The sequence below is a fragment of the Photobacterium sp. DA100 genome (genome assembly GCF_029223585.1).
GTDB lineage: Bacteria > Pseudomonadota > Gammaproteobacteria > Enterobacterales > Vibrionaceae > Photobacterium.
The window spans coordinates 3197325-3215782 of the sequence record NZ_CP119423.1; the positions used below are offsets into that span (position 1 = coordinate 3197325).

17 protein-coding genes are annotated in these 18458 nt (G+C 53.5%); 3 read left to right on the plus strand and 14 right to left on the minus strand.

The features are described 5' to 3' along the window. Window positions 1-65: 65 nt before the first annotated feature. The 13 genes from PTW35_RS14630 to PTW35_RS14690 form a co-directional block, all read right to left on the minus strand. Entirely contained in the window at window positions 66-1286 is a 1221-nt protein-coding gene (locus tag PTW35_RS14630; RefSeq protein ID WP_281025612.1) for a phosphopentomutase, read from the minus strand. A 10-nt stretch (window positions 1287-1296) separates the two neighbouring features. Continuing rightward, complete coding sequence (gene deoA, locus PTW35_RS14635) at window positions 1297-2628, minus strand: thymidine phosphorylase (RefSeq protein WP_281025613.1); 1332 nt, start codon at window positions 2626-2628, stop codon at window positions 1297-1299. A 211-nt stretch (window positions 2629-2839) separates the two neighbouring features. Further along, entirely contained in the window at window positions 2840-3613 is a 774-nt protein-coding gene (gene deoC / locus PTW35_RS14640; RefSeq protein ID WP_281025614.1) for a deoxyribose-phosphate aldolase, read from the minus strand. A 452-nt stretch (window positions 3614-4065) separates the two neighbouring features. Beyond that, on the minus strand, window positions 4066-4236 hold the full coding sequence (locus PTW35_RS14645; protein ID WP_039469530.1) for a XapX domain-containing protein: 171 nt from the start codon (window positions 4234-4236) through the stop codon (window positions 4066-4068). A 404-nt stretch (window positions 4237-4640) separates the two neighbouring features. Next, window positions 4641-5900: a NupC/NupG family nucleoside CNT transporter gene (locus PTW35_RS14650; RefSeq protein WP_281025615.1), complete on the minus strand. Its 1260-nt coding sequence runs from the start codon at window positions 5898-5900 to the stop codon at window positions 4641-4643. 206 nt (window positions 5901-6106) lie between these two features. Then, window positions 6107-6901, minus strand: coding sequence for a TatD family hydrolase (locus PTW35_RS14655; RefSeq protein WP_281025616.1), 795 nt, complete (start codon window positions 6899-6901; stop codon window positions 6107-6109). Continuing rightward, entirely contained in the window at window positions 6891-7067 is a 177-nt protein-coding gene (locus PTW35_RS14660) for a hypothetical protein (RefSeq protein WP_281025617.1), read from the minus strand. Before PTW35_RS14660 ends, PTW35_RS14655 begins: the two co-directional genes overlap by 11 nt. Window positions 7068-7081: 14 nt before the next feature. After that, window positions 7082-9205 (minus strand): glycogen debranching protein GlgX, encoded by a 2124-nt coding sequence (gene glgX / locus PTW35_RS14665; RefSeq protein WP_281025618.1) that lies wholly within the window; start codon window positions 9203-9205, stop codon window positions 7082-7084. Between the two features lie 190 nt (window positions 9206-9395). Next, window positions 9396-10976: a peptide chain release factor 3 gene (gene prfC / locus PTW35_RS14670; protein ID WP_281025619.1), complete on the minus strand. Its 1581-nt coding sequence runs from the start codon at window positions 10974-10976 to the stop codon at window positions 9396-9398. Between the two features lie 153 nt (window positions 10977-11129). Further along, window positions 11130-11576, minus strand: a complete 447-nt coding sequence (rimI, locus tag PTW35_RS14675) for a ribosomal protein S18-alanine N-acetyltransferase (RefSeq protein ID WP_281025620.1) — start codon at window positions 11574-11576, stop codon at window positions 11130-11132. Then, a complete protein-coding gene (locus PTW35_RS14680) occupies window positions 11566-11967 on the minus strand; it encodes a DNA polymerase III subunit psi (RefSeq protein ID WP_281025621.1) in 402 nt (133 codons plus the stop codon). Before PTW35_RS14680 ends, rimI begins: the two co-directional genes overlap by 11 nt. 175 nt (window positions 11968-12142) lie before the next feature. Beyond that, window positions 12143-12646 carry an N-acetyltransferase gene (locus PTW35_RS14685; RefSeq protein WP_281025622.1) on the minus strand — a complete coding sequence of 168 codons (504 nt, stop codon included), beginning with the start codon at window positions 12644-12646 and terminating at the stop codon, window positions 12143-12145. Then, a complete protein-coding gene (locus PTW35_RS14690; RefSeq protein WP_281025623.1) occupies window positions 12636-13157 on the minus strand; it encodes an SCP2 domain-containing protein in 522 nt (173 codons plus the stop codon). The genes PTW35_RS14685 and PTW35_RS14690 overlap by 11 nt, the downstream gene beginning before the upstream one ends. A 204-nt stretch (window positions 13158-13361) precedes the next feature. Between PTW35_RS14690 and PTW35_RS14695 the strand changes: the two genes are divergently transcribed. From PTW35_RS14695 to PTW35_RS14705, 3 genes are all read left to right on the plus strand, one after another. Next, a complete protein-coding gene (locus PTW35_RS14695; protein ID WP_281025624.1) occupies window positions 13362-15389 on the plus strand; it encodes a GGDEF and EAL domain-containing protein in 2028 nt (675 codons plus the stop codon). Window positions 15390-15546: 157 nt separating this feature from the next. Next, a complete protein-coding gene (locus PTW35_RS14700; RefSeq protein ID WP_281025625.1) occupies window positions 15547-16554 on the plus strand; it encodes a peptidase U32 family protein in 1008 nt (335 codons plus the stop codon). 10 nt (window positions 16555-16564) lie between these two features. After that, window positions 16565-17440, plus strand: a complete 876-nt coding sequence (locus PTW35_RS14705) for a U32 family peptidase (RefSeq protein ID WP_281025626.1) — start codon at window positions 16565-16567, stop codon at window positions 17438-17440. Between the two features lie 83 nt (window positions 17441-17523). Here PTW35_RS14705 and nlpI read toward each other — a convergent pair whose 3' ends face one another. After that, window positions 17524-18432 carry a lipoprotein NlpI gene (gene nlpI, locus PTW35_RS14710; RefSeq protein WP_281025627.1) on the minus strand — a complete coding sequence of 303 codons (909 nt, stop codon included), beginning with the start codon at window positions 18430-18432 and terminating at the stop codon, window positions 17524-17526. Window positions 18433-18458 lie beyond the last annotated feature (26 nt).

The following is an 18458-nucleotide window of genomic DNA, read 5'->3' on the forward strand; positions in this document are numbered from 1 at the left end:
ACAAATATAGACCGAAACCATAAAAAGAATCGTCTTTTGGGGCAGGGGTCACCTGCCCTCGCCGGTTACAGGAATGACTTACCGTATTCCATATCAGACGTACCGAAGTATTCCGCCAAGCTCTGGCCGATATCAGCAAATGTCTCGCGGCGGCCCAGAGAGCCGGCGGCGATTTTCGGCCCCGAAACCAGTACCGGGATGTGCTCGCGGGTATGGTCGGTGCCTTCCCACGTTGGGTCACAGCCGTGGTCGGCTGTCAGGATCAGCACGTCGTCTTCCTGTAGCAACTCGATGATTTCAGGCAGGCGCTTGTCGAAGTATTCCAGTGCCGCAGCATAACCCGCAACATCACGGCGGTGGCCGTAGGCAGAATCGAAGTCAACAAAGTTGGTGAAGACGATGGTGTTATCACCCGCGGCTTTGATTTGCTCCAGCGTGGCTTCAAACAAGGCCGGGATCCCGGTTGCTTTCACTTTCTTGGTAATACCACAGCCAGCATAGATGTCAGAGATCTTACCGATCGACACCACGTCGCCCTGCTTCTCGTCAACCAGCTTCTGCAGTACGGTCGCAGATGGCGGCTCGACAGACAAGTCACGGCGGTTACCGGTACGCTCGAACTGGCCTTTGCCCGGGCCAATGAACGGACGGGCGATCACACGGCCGATGTTGTAGTCTGCCAGCTCCTCGCGGGCGATCTGGCAAAGCTCCAACAGGCGATCAAGACCGAAGGTCTCTTCGTGACACGCGATCTGGAATACTGAGTCCGCAGAGGTGTAGAAGATCGGCATACCGCTCTTCATGTGCTCTTCACCCAAATCGTCCAGTACCTGGGTACCTGAAGCATGGCAGTTGCCCAGGAAGCCTGGCAGGCCAGCACGCTCAAGGATGCGATCAGTCAGCTCTTTCGGGAAGCTGTTTTCTTTGTCGGTAAAGTAGCCCCAGTCAAACAGCACAGGTACACCGGCAATTTCCCAGTGGCCAGACGGGGTGTCTTTGCCAGAGGACAGCTCAGCAGCGTGAGCATACGCACCGGTGATCTGCGCATCGGCATCCAGGCCGTCAGGGAAGTAGCCCGAAGACTCTTCACATGCCTTGCCCAAACCCAGTTTGTTCAGGTTTGGCAGGTGTAGCTTACCGCTGCGCTCGCCATTGTCCGCTTCGCCGCGGGCACAGGCTTTAGCAATATGACCCAGTGTGTTGGAACCTACATCGCCGAACTGAACGGCATCTTCTGTAGCGCCAATCCCAAATGAATCAAGGACGAGAATAATAGAACGTTTCATGATGACTCCATTAAACATCTTCTGGGCGAACACGACGGTAAACTTCAGGTGTCGGTTCTGGTTTCTGTTCTGAAATAGTAATCGCAGCACGTACCGCTTTCGCTGCTTCTTCCCACTGTGCTTCGTTGCGAGCGTGGATAACAGCCAGCGGCTTGTCAGCATTGGCTTCATCACCCAGGCGGATCATGTCGCTCAGGCCTACCGCGTAATCGATAGTGTCGGTCGCCACTCGGCGGCCACCGCCCATGCCGACAACGGCCATACCCAGTGCGCGAGTATCCATAGCAAAGGCATAACCTGTGGTTTCGGCGTAAACCGGCTTCACCAGTTCGGCTTTTTCCAGGTAGTTGTCGTAGTTGGTCATAAAGTCAGCCGGGCCACCCAGGCCAGCAACCATCTTACCAAAACACTCTGCCGCTTTACCGTTGTCCAGAACAGCCTGAAGCTTCTCGCGTGCCTGCTCGATATCTGTTGCTAAACCACTGTTTACCAACATTTCTGCACACAATGCCATGGTCACTTCAAATAAGCGAGGGTTACGGTATTCACCGGTCAGGAATTGCACGGCTTCGCGCACTTCGAGTGCATTACCAGCAGTTGATGCCAATACCTGGTTCATGTCTGTCAGCAATGCCGTGGTCTTGGTGCCGGCACCGTTAGCAACCGCAACAATCGATTTTGCCAGTTCTTCAGACGCCTCGTAGGTCGGCATGAATGCACCGGAACCCACTTTCACGTCCATCACAAGAGAGCCAAGGCCAGCAGCCAGCTTCTTCGATAGGATAGAAGCGGTGATCAGCGAGATGTTATCAACCGTAGCGGTCACATCACGGGTCGCGTAAACACGTTTGTCAGCAGGAGCAAGATCGCCGGTCTGGCCGATGATCGCCACCCCTGCATCTTTGGTCACCTGGCCGAAAACTTCGTTGCTTGGCGTGATGTTGTAGCCAGGAATAGCCTCCAGCTTATCCAGCGTACCACCAGTGTGGCCAAGGCCACGGCCAGAAATCATCGGCACGTAACCACCACATGCTGCCACCATAGGGCCAAGCATCAGTGACGTCACATCACCTACACCGCCAGTTGAGTGCTTGTCGACAATCGGGCCATCGAAGTTCATGTGGCTCCAGTCGATAACCATACCAGAGTCGCGCATCGCACACGTCAGTGCCACACGCTCGTCCATGGTCATGTCGTTGAAGTAAATCGCCATGGCGAATGCTGCGATCTGGCCTTCAGATACGGTATCTTTAGCAATACCCTGGATGAAGAAATTAATTTCGTCAGCGGTCAGTTCAATGTTGTCACGTTTTTTACGGATGATTTCTTGTGGTAAATACATGGTATTCCCCAGTAAATTCTAGTGTAGGGTCATGACTGTTTACTTGGAGTGTGCGCCTTCGCTGTGAGCGATTATCTAACGCATGATCTGATTCTCGGGTACAGGGCAACCGCCCGTTAGGCTGCGTAGTGCAGTAAGGCAAGAACCAAACAGTAAAGAGTCACAGGTAATTAAAAATAAGGCGGCCCAAAGGCCACCTTAATGGAAAGAATTAGTAGCCGCCTTCCGCTGCTTTTTCACCTTCACCTAGGGTGTGAAGCAGGTTAGCTAGCAGGCTTGATGCGCCAAAACGGTAGTGCATGTTGTCAGCCCAGTCGGCACCCAGGATGCGGTCTGCCATATCTAGGTACTGCTGCGCATCTTCTGCTGTGCGAACACCACCAGCTGGCTTGAAGCCTACCGTTTCCGCAACACCCATATCTTTGATTACATTCAGCATGATTTCTGCGTATTCTGGTGTAGCGTTAACTGGCACTTTACCGGTTGAGGTCTTGATGAAGTCTGCGCCGGCTTTGATTGAAATCTCAGACGCTTTCTTGATTAGCTCTTCTGTTTTCAGCTCGCCCGTTTCGATGATCACTTTCAGCATGATATCGCCACACGCTTCTTTACACTGCTTAACCAACTCAAAACCAACTTCTTCGTTGCCAGCCATCAGTGCGCGGTATGGGAATACTACGTCGACTTCGTCAGCACCGTAAGCCACTGCCGCTTTTGTCTCTGCAACAGCGATTTCGATATCGTCGTTACCGTGCGGGAAGTTAGTTACCGTCGCGATGCGGACTTCTGGTGTACCCTGCTCACGAAGCTGCTTCTTAGCAACTGGGATAAAACGTGGGTAAATACATACGGCCGCTGTGTTGCCTACCGGGCTCTTCGCGTTCTTACACAACTCGATCACTTTCGCATCAGTGTCGTCGTCGTTAAGAGTGGTAAGGTCCATTAGTTTAAGTGCACGCAGTGCAGCCGCTTTCAATTCGCTCATGACTATCTCCAGTCCAATTAGTTTCTACCAAGCTGTTTTCTACTAAGCAATAGATACGCCTGACGGTATAGATTGCGCCACCGCCAAACGGCCCGCTTACGCGAACAGGTGCCCCGACAACCAGCCATCTGTCGACGGGGTTACGGACTTGACTCCTTGAAGACTCAGGTAAACAATGCGCTGGCATTTCCCTGATTGATATCCTTTTCACCGCATGGGAAGTGTTCTCGCCACTTCCCTGCAAATACGTTGCCCAGGCCTTGCCTAGCGAAAGGTAACACCATGACGGTATTGACCTGAGCAACGAAAATCTGTTTGTGATGGTGCTGCTCTATAATACCAAGCAGGCCTAGTTGCCACCACGAAAGTTACGTTTCCCAGCGTGGACAATGTGTTTACCCAACGAAAGGAATTGTCCACTGTCCTGTTCTGTTCTGGGCCTGCCCCAGTGGCTAGGTAAAGAACCGTTCAACGATCCATTGGTAGGCAACCCCACCCACATAGACACCTACAATGCCCATCACACCCGGGAGCACCGGGGGTGCCGGAATTGGCAGTTTAATCGCAGAAAACAACACTCCGACAATAAACCCAGCAATCATCGCCAGCAGTACTTCATTCATAATCATTTTCTCTGTCTGGTACAGCACAAAGAAAGTGTAGCCTGCCCCGCGATGAAAGTAATGGTAGCAGAGGGTTTTGCCAGAAACCGGAGCGCAATCGATTTTATGGCATCAAATAGAAACGATGGGGAAGATGTTTACTGAATCTGTTGATTCAAGATCCTAGGGGAAAGAGCGATCCTAGTTCCTGGAGAAAGAGCTCTGGGTTCTGGGTTCTGGGTTCTGGGTTCTGGGTTCTGGGTTCTGCAAGTAGCACTCGCTTATAGCTATGATACGCCAAGCTCTTACTTCTGCTTTTCGCTCTTCCCAGGATCTAGGACCTAGGAACCAGAAACCCGTGTTTTTTACATACAAAAACGCCGCGGTTACCCGCGGCGTTTTATCAGGCTTTCAGCTCGCTATAATTAAGCAAGGCTGATGAATAGACCTGCGATAGTTGCAGACATCAGGTTAGAAAGCGTACCAGCGGCAACAGCTTTCATACCGAAGCGTGCGATATCGTGGCGACGGCTTGGCGCCAGACCACCTAGACCACCCAGTAGGATTGCTACTGAAGATAGGTTGGCGAAACCACATAGAGCGAACGAGATGATTGCTTCAGTCTTCGTAGATAGAGTAACTGCAGCACCTTCAGCTAGGTATGGGGCAAAGTTCAGGTAAGCAACGAATTCGTTAACTACCAGCTTCTGACCGATGAAAGAACCTGCGATCGTTGCTTCTTCCCATGGCACACCGATTAGGAATGCAAGAGGAGAGAATACGTAACCTAGGATAAGCTCTAGAGTCAGCTCAGGCATACCGAACCAACCACCGATGCCACCTAGCATACCGTTGATTAGAGCGATCAGACCGATGAAGGCTAGAAGCATTGCACCCACGTTTAGCGCTAGCTGCATACCAGAAGAGGCACCCGCTGCCGCTGCGTCAATGACGTTAGCTGGCTTGTCGTCACCTGCATTTGCATCGCTTGCAAGCTGCTCAATTGGCTCTTCAGTTTCAGGCTTGATGATCTTAGCAAATAGAAGACCACCCGGAGCTGCCATGAATGAAGCAGCGATCAGGTATTCTAGAGGTACACCCATAGAAGCATAACCCGCAAGTACACCACCCGCTACAGACGCCAGACCACCACACATAACCGCGAACAGCTCAGACTGAGTCATTTTTGGTACGAACGGACGGATAACCAAAGGAGCTTCCGTTTGACCAACGAAGATGTTAGCTGTTGCAGACATTGATTCGGCACGAGAAGTACCCAGTGCTTTCTGCAGACCACCACCTAGGATGTTGATCACAACCTGCATGATGCCCAGGTAGTAAAGTACGCTGATCAGTGCAGAGAAGAAAACAATTACTGGTAGTACGCGCAGGGCAAACACGAAGCCGCCACCACCGAACACTTCAAACATTTTGTCTGAAGTTAGGCCACCGAATAGGAAGTTGATACCGTCGTTACCGTAGGCGATAACGTTGGCAACGGCGTTAGACATACCATACAGTACGTCACGGCCAACAGGTACATAAAGAACAAATGCACCCAAACAGAATTGGATGGCAAATGCACCACCCACAGTACGTAGATTGATAGCTTTACGGTTATCAGATAGAAGTACTGCAAGACCTAGCAGTACTGCCATCCCAACCAGGCTCATAAACATGCTCATAGTTTATGGCTTCCCTTTAGTTAAGTTTGGCGTCTCGACAATTCGGCTCATTAAGAGTCCGGCGCATTATACTCATGCTGCGGCGGATAAAATAATGCCGACTTCACAGTTTGCAAGGAAAGGGAGTGAAAGTTCAATTCCAAATGTGAGACCCATCACACTTTAACGCAAACGTTTTACGCAAACGTTTATTTTGTGATGCTCATTCACACCTGGATACGGAAAAGTTCAGCAGTGGTTAAGCTAATGACCTGCTTAATTTCCTGTTCACTTTCCGCCCGGATCGCTGCAAGCTCACCCAGCACATTCACTAACCGATCAGGTCGGTTTGGCTCCCCTTGAAACCCAGCGACTGGCATGTCTGGTGCGTCCGTTTCCAGCAGCAATGCATCCAGTGGCAGTGCAGCTATTGTATTTCGAGTCTTATTGGCCCGGCGATATGTAATCGTTCCCCCGACACCAATTTTGATACCTAGATCAATAAGCTGCTGTGCCTGTTGGTGGCTACCACTAAATCCATGGTACACCCCACCGGCAATCGGCCTGTTTTGCCTCAAAACCCGAAGCAACTCGGGAAACGCCTTGCGGCAATGCAAAATCACCGGCAGTTCAAAGCGGTTGGCCAGCTGTAACTGGGCTGCCAATAACGAAATCTGTTGATCTCTATCGGCATTCACAATGGCAAAGTCTAGTCCACATTCCCCAACAGCAACGCAGCGAGATACGCTTTTTTCTCGCAGCACAGCCTCTGCGGCCAGCGCCGACTCCAACTGCGACAAGGCGTTTGCATCATGCTCGGTACTGAAAAAAGGGTGTAACCCCAGGCCAAAATAGAGGTTGGGGAAGCTTCCGGACAAGTCACGCAGCACCTGCCAGTTCCGCTGCCCGACGGCCGGGATCACGATCTTCTCTACCCCGGCCTGGCGGGCCAATGCCAAGTAATGCTCGGGGTCATCACAAAACGGCGCAAAATCAAAATGACAGTGGCTATCAATCAGCATCCGACTTGCCCTGTACGGCAGCGCCACTCTGCCTGTTGGCTGGGTGGCGAGGGTCGTCACTGTCATAGCGAACCGGCGCACAGCAGCGGCGATTCTCGGGCACCAGACCCATTTTTTCACACCAGCGGTCATAGACCGCTATCCCACGCTTTATGAGTGACATCATGGCTATCTATCCTGTTAGGTTGTCGTTTTGGTGGCCTTGGCAACCATAACGATCATACTACGCCCGGTCGCCAAGATGGTATCGCGGGTATAGAGCGGTGCGTCATCGATGGGATAAATATCATAGGGGGACGGCTTGGCGGTATTGATCACCAGGTGCCAGTCGCTGCTGTGGCGATCCGGCAGGGTAAACTCCAGCGGATCCCAGAAGGCATTGCAGATCACGTACAGCTCGTCCTGGGTGATCGGGTGGTACACTGTCAAGGCGATGGAATGAGAGTTTTCCGACCAATCGGGCTGGCCGGGCTGGATCCCGTGCCAGCGGATCCCGACATCCTCGAGCACCGAATTAAGCGACATGTGCATGTTCCAGTCGATGGTCGGCTCGGCGGTGCGCAACTGGCTTAGCAAAGTGACAAAGCGCAGCAAATCGCTGTGGGTATCCACCAAGCTCCAGTCAAACCAGCTGATTTCATTATCTTGGCAGTAGGCATTGTTGTTGCCCTGCTGGGTCCGGCGCACTTCGTCGCCCATATTGAGCATCGGGGTACCGAGCGCCAGGAACAGTGTCGCCAGCATGTTCTTACACTGGCGGTGGCGCAGCGATTCTATCTCGGCAATGGCCGTCGGCCCTTCCACCCCGTAGTTGCTTGACAGGTTATGGTTGTCACCATCGCGATTGCCCTCCCCGTTGGCCTCGTTGTGCTTTTCGCTGTAGCTCACCAGGTCGTTGAGGGTGAAGCCGTCATGGGCACAAATGAAGTTCACCGAGCGGTGCGGCGAATGGTGGTGGCTGCAGTACATGTCCGGCGACCCCAAGATCCGCGAGGCAAACCGGCTGACGTAACCAGCATCACCACGCCAGAATGCCCTAACATCGTCACGGAACTTGCCGTTCCATTCATTCCAGCGATCTCCGATAAACGAACCGACCTGATACAGGCCTGCCGCATCCCAGGCCTCGGCGATGATCTTGGTACTGCACAGGATCGGATCCGAATCGATCGACCACAGCAGCGGCGGCTCCCGCATCGGTTTGCCCTGGCTATCGCGGGCCAGCACCGAGGCCAGGTCAAACCGGAAGCCGTCAACATGCATCTCCGTCACCCAGTAATGCAGGGCATCAATGATCATCCGCCGCAGGACACTGTGGTTGGCGTTGCAGGTATTGCCACAGCCGCTGTAGTTTCTATAGCGCCCTGTCTCCCTGTCCAGCAGGTAGTAAGCCCCGTTTTGCAGCCCCTTGAAACAGAACGTCGGCCCCTGCTCATCCCCTTCGGCGGTATGGTTGAAGACTACATCGAGGATCACCTCGATATCTGCCTTGTGCAGCTCACGGACCAGAGTTTTGAATTCATCGATGGCACTGAGGGGGGCTTTCTCGACACAGTAGTCGGCATGAACGGCAAAGAAATTGATCGGGCTGTAGCCCCAGTAATTCCCCCGCCCTTCCGGCCCATCATCGATATCGAACTGCTGGACGGGCATCAGCTCGACGGCTGTGACGCCGAGCGATTTCAGGTAAGGGATTTTATCGATGATCCCGGAAAAGGTCCCCTTCTTGGCCGTCTCTACGCCGGAAGAAGAGTGGCGGGTAAAGCCGGCCACATGCATTTCATAGATGATGGTATCGGTCAGCGAGTGGCGTGGGGCCACATCCCCCTGCCAGTCGAAGCCGCTGTGGTCAACCACGATACTCTTCATGCAGGCGTCGATGTTGCTGCCCGACTCGACTGCCCGCAGCCGGCGGTAGTTATGGCCAATCCCCACCGCCTGGCAATAGGGATCAATCAGGATTTTGTCGCTATCAAAACGCAACCCCCGCTCGGGAACCCAAGGCCCGTCCACCTGAAAGCCGTAGTGCTGGCCGTGGCCAATATTGCCGACAAAGATAAACCAGTAATGGCCGCGCTTGTGCAGCACCGGGCTGAGCTCGAAAGAGCGAAACGGCCCGGCTGAGTCGGCACTGGCAAACAAGTGCAACGTCACCCGGGTGGCATCTTTGGAGTAGAGACTGAAGTTCACCCCGCCCTCGCGCACCGACGAACCGAGCGGGAACGCCTCGCCTTGCAAGGTATAGATCTGATTATCTGCCGCCAACGCGGTACTGAGTGCGATGTTATCGTTGCCCCTGTTCATGCCAGCATCCCCATGGTTTGTCGCATGTGCCTTTTTGCCAATGCGTTGGCAACCCAATGCACCAGCCTGCATAACCAGAATAGTCGACCCAAACCTGGCCGGGGGAGGTCCGCTTCACAAAAAGTACAAAAAAAGCCGCCACAGTGTGACGGCTTCGAGGTAGAGCTTGATGCCCGTGGCCTAGTGCGAATTAGTGCTCGCGGGTTGCACGGAAGTCAATATCAGGGAAGCGCTCTTTGGCCAGGTTCAGGTTAACCATGGTCGGTGCGATGTAAGACAGGTTATCACCGCCATCCAATGCCAGGTTAGACTGGTTCTTGCGTTTGAATTCTTCCAGCTTCTTGCTGTCATCGCATTCAACCCAGCGGGCCGTTGCGACGTTGACGCCTTCGTAGATCGCTTCCACGTTGTATTCCGCTTTCAGGCGGGCAACCACCACGTCAAACTGAAGCACACCCACCGCACCGACGATCAGGTCGTTGTTCTGCAGCGGACGGAATACCTGTACCGCGCCTTCTTCCGACAGCTGGACCAGACCTTTTAGCAGCTGCTTCTGCTTGAGAGGATCTTTGAGGCGAATACGACGGAACAACTCCGGCGCAAAGTTAGGAATACCGGCAAACTTCAGGCTCTCACCCTGGGTGAAAGTATCACCGATCTGGATAGTACCGTGGTTGTGCAAACCGATAATGTCACCCGCATAGGCTTTTTCCGCACGCGCGCGGTCACCGGCCATGAAGGTTACCGCATCGGAGATACTCACGTTCTTACCAGTACGGACATGGTTCATCTTCATGCCCTGGCTGTAGGTGCCCGATACAATTCGCATGAAGGCAATACGGTCACGGTGCTTAGGATCCATGTTGGCCTGGATCTTAAAGACGAAACCGGAGAATTTCTCTTCGGTCGCTTCGACTTCACGCTCATTGGCTTTACGCGGCATCGGCGCAGGCGCCCACTCCGTCAGGCCATCTAGCATGTGGTCAACACCGAAGTTACCCAATGCGGTACCGAAGAAGACCGGGGTTAGCTCACCGCTCAGGAACAGTTCTCGGTCGAACTCGTGCGATGCACCGATCACCAGCTCCAGCTCTTCGCGCAACTGTTCGGCAAGATCGTCACCCACCGCGGCATCCAACTCAGGGTTATCCAAGCCCTTGATGATGCGTTCTTCCTGGATGGTATGGCCCTGACCGGTGCTGTACAGGATCGTCTCGTCACGGTGGATATGGTATACACCCTTGAACTCCTTACCACAGCCAATCGGCCATGATACCGGCGCACACGCCATGTTCAGTTCGGTTTCGACTTCGTCAAGCAGCTCCATCGGATCGCGGATATCGCGGTCCAATTTGTTCATGAAGGTCACGATTGGCGTATCACGCAGACGGGTCACTTCCATCAGCTTGCGGGTACGATCCTCGACACCTTTGGCCGCATCGATCACCATCAGGCATGAGTCAACCGCCGTTAGCGTACGGTAGGTATCTTCCGAGAAATCTTCGTGTCCCGGGGTATCTAGCAGGTTTACCAGACAATCGTTGTAGGGGAACTGCATCACCGACGTGGTCACCGAGATACCACGTTCTTTTTCCATCTCCATCCAGTCTGACTTGGCATGCTGGTTGGAGCCGCGGCCCTTAACGGTACCCGCTTTCTGGATCGCGTTTCCGAACAGCAGGACTTTTTCGGTAATGGTTGTTTTACCCGCATCCGGGTGAGAAATGATCGCAAACGTACGGCGTTTGCTCACTTCAGTTTGAAAAGACATAAGCGTTGATAATCCTGTTAGAGATTTCAATAATCGAACGACTGCGACTGCCGCGAGCCGGTGCGATAAAGATGGCGGAATTATACGCAAACTCCGGCCAAAGAGACAGCGGTAACATGCCGGCAGGGCCTGCCGGCAACAACGAGCGAAATGCTACATCACCAAGTAGGTCATGATCAGCGCATCCTCGCGACCATTTTCTGCCGGGTAGTACCCTTCGCGGCGGTTGATTTCGTTAAAGCCGAGCGACTCGTACAGCTGGTAAGCCCGGGTATTGCTCGCCCTGACTTCCAGCCAGACTTCCTCGCCTTTTTGTTGCTCAACAAGGGTAATGAAGCCTTCCAGTAAAGCCTTGCCGTAGCCTTTGCCCTGGCAGGCCGGGTCGACAGCGATGTTGAGCAGGGTCGCTTCGCCTGCCACCAGCTGGCCGAAGCAATAACCGACCAGCTGGCCATCTATCTCCAACCCACAGTTAAGTGCCAATTTATTGGGCTCTTTGCGGATCAATGATTCTGCCCAAGGAAAGGCATGGGCCGCCTGCTCGATGCGCCAGACATCATCGAGATGATGGGGCGCCAAAGTCACAATGTTATGCGTCATAAGAACAAATCTGTTGCCACAGCGCTTTTTTCGCGCCGGGGTTGGTATGCATCGATTTCAGTGAAGCCGACGTCAGCAGTTGGCAGTCCGCCGGATGGGCGGCTTCACAACCGGCCACCCAACACCATTTCAGCTGATGTTCGCGAACTTGCTCAACCGCTTCCGCCGGAATACATAGCGCTTGCTCCGGCTTGAGCTTCATGCTGCCCAGGATCCGGCCAAACAGCCAACGGTCGTGCTCGTCCAGCTCTTCATCGCAAACAAACAACAACTTACAGCTTTCCGGCAGGTCAATCACCGGCTGCTCCTGCTCGGGAAAAAAGCCCGGTTTACGGATCTGCCAATAGGTCAACCCGATCGCCTTCATCAACTGTAAATCACGCTGTTTCATCCACTCACCTTGATGATGTTCACTTTGGCCGGGAATACTACCAGAATTTATCCCAAACTGAGTAATATTCTGGCCTATCCGCAAGGATGGAAAAGGACAGATAGCAGGCAAATCAAAACACAAAAAAATACCACCTCGCGGTGGTATTTTCATGTAACTGATTTTCGCTGACAACCTACAGCGCGTCGAACTCTTCGCTATAGCTGATCATGCCGGTCTTATCGCCCATCGCTCCGGGTACCACTTCCAATACCATGAAGACCTCTTCCGGCACCGGCCACGGGCATTGAATGCCTTGAGGGGCCGCCGGTGTAAAGCCAGCTTTCGGATAATAGTCTGGGTGACCCAGTACCACCACCACCGGGTAGCCGAGTTCTGCCAGCGTCTGCTTGGCTTCTTCCAGCATGGCCAGGCCTATGCCCTGACGCTGATACTCAGGCTTGATCGCCATAGGGGCCAGCCCTTGCCAGCAGTGATCCTCGCCATCAAGCATAACCGGGCTAAAAAAGGCATGGCCAATCAGCTCACCGTCGTCAGTGCACGCCACCAGCGACAGGGTGCGCTTGCCGTTTTCCCGCAACCGCATGACCAACTCGGCTTCGGCCTCCGTTTCAAAAACAGACTTCAGCAAAGTATCAATCGGCATAATATCGGCCGGGGCCTCAGTTCTAATGAGCATTCATGACCTCTTCTTGCCCAGCCGCCGACTGCATGCCTTTGTGGATGAAATCGGCCGACTGGTGCAGTACAAATTTAACCGGTGCCGGGAGCGAGTCGAGATCGATACTATCCATCAAGTTTTTCACTTCCAGCCCCAACTCGGTATCCCCTTCGATGCGAAGGCGACGTTGGAAGAACAGTGTATCAGGATCTTCCTTGCGAGCGGCAATTAATACCAAGTCATTGCACTCACCACTGAAGCTCACATCTTCCTGCTCAACGTGCTCAGCCACCACCAATTGCTCATCCTGGTAACTGATGTACCAGCGCAGATCCAGATCACGCACTTCCACTTTCAGCCAACGATCTTCTAGAAATTCAAAGTCGCCATCTTCCAGTGCTTCCTTGAACACCATGCCCAATCCCTCCAGCATGACCTTCTTCTGGAGGGGGAAGGGAGCCAGTTTGGCAGGAACACGCAATAAGGCAGGCCCATTCTGGACCAGCTGTTTTCTAAGTTGAGCAATCACTGAATTATTTTTCCTGTAGTCGGTCGCATATATTTATTAATTGTATGGCAAGACAAGGCAGTAATTTTATGCCTTGAGTCAAAAAATACAGCTTTGTTCGGGTAAAGTTTGGTATTGTGCTAGGGACCTAGATATAGTGGTTGCAAACCCACCTGTCACCTCGCAGCTGGATGGCAGCAACCTACGGAACAGTATCCCAAGACCATGCCGACAGAGCAACTCAACCATTGGTTTCCCCTTCTCACTGATCACAGCCCATTCCTGTTTGCGGTACTGGATCAGCAGCACAACTATTTAATGGTTAATAACCGATACTGCGAGCTCAGCGGCCTGAGCCGTGAAGAGCTTATCGGCCTCAGTGATGTCGACACCCTTGGCAAAACCTTTTACCACGCGATGCGTCCCTTCTATGAACGGGCCTTCAATGGCGAAACCCTGGAAAGCGAAGTCATTCTCGATGACAACCATCATGACACCAGCATGCACTTCAGCCTCTCCCCGCTGCGCAGCGAAGGCGATAAAATCACCCATATAGTCCTGCACTGCGCCGATACCTCCGAACGGCAAATCCTGACCAATGCTATCCAAGAGCACGAAAAGCACCTGCAAACCCTCAATGAGCTGATGCATGACGGCAGCTGTATCGTCGAGAATGACACGGTGCTCTCAGCCAATGATAAAGCCGCACTCTTGCTCGGTTTTGAACACCCCAATGATCTCAAGGGCAAGGCATTTAGCAAACTGGTGGTCGATAGCCAGCAGCAGCCGGTTACCCCGGCTCAGTTGGTCTCCCTACAGCAAGGTGAAGGCTGGTTATGCCAGACCAGCCGCCACTGTCCGCAGCCGCAAACCTTGCAGCTCTCGACATCGCCTATCGAGGTACTCGGGGCCGCCGCCCAATTGGTGATCCTCAAGTCCTACACCCCAACACGCTCCAAGCAGAACCGAGTAGAGTCATCCATCCATATCGATCCGCTTACCGGGCTACTCAACCGCCACGGGATCAGCCGCCAGCTAGAGCAACTGATCAACCAGCAGATCCCGCTGGTGATGCTCTACCTCGATATCGACAATTTCAAAAACATCAATGATTCACTCGGGCACCATATCGGTGATCAGGTTCTGCAGGAGATTTCTCAGCGGCTCAAGCGGCTGTTGCCCGACAGTGCGATCATCGGCCACCTCAGCGGGGATGAGTTCACCATCGTGCTCCCCAACCCGGAACATAACCAGCAAAGCAACCTGATTGCGGACCAAGTCATTGCCCTGATCAACCAACCTTTCGACTTGCATCACTTCAGCAAGCACCTGGCCTGTTCTATCGGGATGGTGCAATACCCCGGTGACGGCAATGACGCCCGTATCCTGCTGCAAAATGCCGACACGGCCATGTACGAAGCCAAGAACCGCGGCCGTAACCGGGCCGTGAAGTTCAGCGAGGAAATGAACAAAGAGGCCCGAATGCAGCTATGGCTGGAGATCGAGCTCCAGAAAGCATTGCAGAACAATGGGCTCGAAGTGTGGTACCAACCCAAGGTGCATGCCCGTGATTTTTCAATCAACGGCGCAGAAGCACTGGTACGCTGGAACCACCCTGTCGAGGGCTATATCAGCCCGGCTCAGTTTATTCCTGTCGCCGAACGCTCTGGCCTCATCGAGCAACTCGGCCAAGTAGTCATGCGCGAGGTATTCACCACCGTCCGCTACTGGAAAACCCAAGGGCTACTGCCGGGCAAAGTAGCAATTAACCTGTCACCGCAGCAATTCGGCAACCCGAACCTCATCCAGTTTGTCGACAAGCTGCGCAAGGCTACCGGGGTCAACCCCAACGACATTACCTTCGAGCTCACCGAAAGTGCAGTCATGAGCGATGGCGAACATACCATCCAGATGCTCAACGCGATCAAGAAGCTCGGCTTCTCGCTGTCTATCGATGACTTCGGTACCGGCTACTCATCGCTGTCCTACCTGGCCCGCTTCCCGCTGGACGAGCTGAAGATCGACCGTGCCTTCATCAAAGACATCGAAGAGGTTCCCAAGCAGCTGACGCTGATCGAGAACATCATCAACCTCGGTAAATCCCTCAACATGAGCGTAGTTGCCGAAGGGGTCGAAACCCGCCAGCAGGCCACCCTGCTGTCGAATCTCGACTGCCATGCCATCCAGGGCTTCCACTTCTACAAGCCGCTGCCGAAAAACGAGCTAGAGGCAACGCTGCACAAGCACCATTGATCCACGAAGCCATCATTAGTGGTTATTCATCTGTGCAAAAGTGGAAAATAAGTTGTCCTAAATCAACAAAACCTGCCTGACATCAAAACACGCCGGCAGCCTGCCCCCTACTATTTGCTTCTATTACTTTCTTCTAACACTGGTAGATAAAAATAATATGGAGCTACTCTGCCCCGCTGGTAACTTGCCGGCGCTGAAAACTGCCATTGATAACGGTGCCGACGCGGTTTATATCGGTTTTAAAGACGATACCAATGCGCGCCACTTTGCAGGTTTAAATTTTACAGGACGTAAACTCGAAAAAGCCGTGCAGTACGTACGTGACCACGACCGTAAACTGCATGTCGCCCTCAATACCTTCGCCCATCCCGATGGCTTCGAGCGCTGGCGCAACGCCGTCGACAACGCCGCGGCCATGGGCGTCGATGCATTGATTGTGGCTGACATCGCGGTGTTGGAATATGCGGCCACCAAGTACCCGGATCTCGAGCTGCACCTTTCGGTACAGGCATCGGCCACCAATACGGCTGCCATTGATTTCTACCGCCAGAATTTCAATGTCAAACGGGTCGTCTTGCCGCGGGTATTGTCTATCCACCAAGTGAAGCAGCTGGCTCGCAATACCGATGTCGAACTGGAGGTATTCGCCTTCGGCAGCCTGTGTATCATGTCGGAAGGGCGCTGCTACCTGTCCTCCTACATGACGGGCGAATCGCCAAATACCGTCGGTGCCTGCTCGCCGGCAAAATACGTTCGCTGGCAGGAGACCCCGACCGGGCTCGAGTCACGCCTCAACGAGGTGCTGATCGACCGCTACGCCCATGGAGAAAATGCCGGCTACCCCACCCTGTGCAAAGGCCGCTTTGACGTCAACCTCGACGGGGAAAACCGCCGCTACCACGCATTGGAAGAGCCGACCAGTCTCAACACCCTGGAAATCTTACCTGAACTGTTCAAGGCCAATATTGCCTCGGTAAAAATCGAAGGCCGCCAGCGCAGCCCGGCCTACGTCGAGCAGGTAACCCGTACTTGGCGTGCCGCGATTGATCGCTATCTCGCCTCACCGGAAAGCTACCATGTCGAGCCGGCTTGGAATGCCTGCCTGGGCAACGTCTCAGAAGGCAAGCAGACCACCCTCGGTGCCTACCACCGCAAATGGCAATAAGGAGCCAACAATGAAATATTCTCTTGGCCCCCTACTGTATTTCTGGCCAAAAATGGATGTCGAAGCGTTCTACCAGCAAGCCAAAGACGCCAATACCGATATTATCTACCTCGGTGAAACCGTCTGCTCCAAACGCCGCGAGATGAAACCGGCCCACTGGTTCGATATCGCCAAGGAGCTTTCTGCCACCGGCAAGCAGGTGGTCCTGTCGACCATGGCGCTGCTCGAAGCACCGAGCGAAGTCAACGTGATGAAAAAGTACATTGATAACGGTGATTTCGCGATTGAGGCCAACGATGTCTCGGCCATCCAGCTGGCCCACGAAAGCAAGGTACCCTTTGTGGTCGGCCCGGCGGTGAACTGCTACAACGCCCAGACCCTTAACCTGTTTTTGAAAAAAGGGATGATCCGCTGGTGTATGCCGGTTGAACTCTCACGCCAGTGGCTGCAAAACGTGGCCAACGAGTGCGAACAGATGGGGATCCGCGACAAGTTCGAAACCGAAGTCTTCAGCTACGGCTACCTGCCGCTGGCCTACTCGGCGCGTTGCTTTACCGCCCGCGCCGAAGACCGCGCCAAGGATGACTGCGAAACCTGCTGTATCAAATACCCAACCGGGATCACGGTCAATAGCCAGGAAGAGCAGAAAGTCTTCACCCTCAACGGGATCCAGACTCAGTCCGGTTACTGCTATAACCTGATCAACGATCAACCTGGCATGGCAGGCCTAGTGGATGTGGTCCGTTTGAGCCCAATGGGCATAGATACCCTTTCCCTGGTAGATACCTTCCGTGCCAACCAGCAGGGTGCCCACCAGCACAAGCTCGAAGGCGGCCATCACTGCAACGGCTACTGGCACAATCTGGCCGGCCTTAACATTGAGTAGGGCCAACATTGTTCGCCCCATCAAGCACACAAAAGCCGCGGTAGTCCGCGGCTTTTTAATCGGGGTCGGCAAGCAGTAGAAGGCTACACCTCTTCTTCCTCTGGCAGCGAAACCGGCTGGCTGAGGTTAACTTCTGTCATCAGGCGATTGAGTTCTAGCAAGGCAAAACGGTGCTCGACAAATTCGTACACATTACCGGACAAGGTCAGCTTGTAGAGCATCAGTGCCGATGAGAAATCTTTGTTGTAATGGTAGCGCTTGCCCAGGTAGAAGTAGGCTTCCGTCAGGCGCTCGGCCAGTACATCGTTATCCTCACTCTCTAAGGCGATCTGGTGCAGGAATTCTGACTCACTGACATCATCGAGATAAAGGCGGACGATCTGCCACCCCCAGTCATTGTTATCTGTAGCCGCATTGTAGCGATTGCGCAGTTTCTCCGCTGCGGTTGCAGGATCTTGTTCAAGCTCAGTCAGGTACAGCCAAATCACCCGGTAAGGATCGTTGATGTTCTGCTGGTAATGGGCATTAAGATCCTCAAACGCCAATTCATAGCGACCGCCATAGTAGAGGGCAATACCGCGGTTACGCTGGGCAAAAGGGTGACGGACATTGAGCTCCAGGGTTGAGTCAAAGGCTTCATAAGCGGCGTCAAAGTGGGCGCCCTGGGTAAAGTAGACCCCAAGGATATTGAACACATCTGGCTGATCCGGCTTCAAAGATAGGGATTGGTTGAAGTCCAGTCGAGCCAAATCACGCAGCCCCAAGCTGTCATGCAACAAGCCACGCTCGTAATACACCTGGGCCAAGGTTTCGTTGTTAAGATCATCTCGTTGCAATAGCTGATCAATGCGTGCCAACTGAATTTGCTGTTGGATCGTTGGCTGGAACGGGACCGCCATCGGAGGCTGGTTCCACTGCGATTTAGGTGATGAACAGCCTGACAAGACCAAGACGATCGCCAAGCATGCGAGTTTTATCCTATTTGCAATCAATGCAGTTCTCCCTGAGTGAGACACGT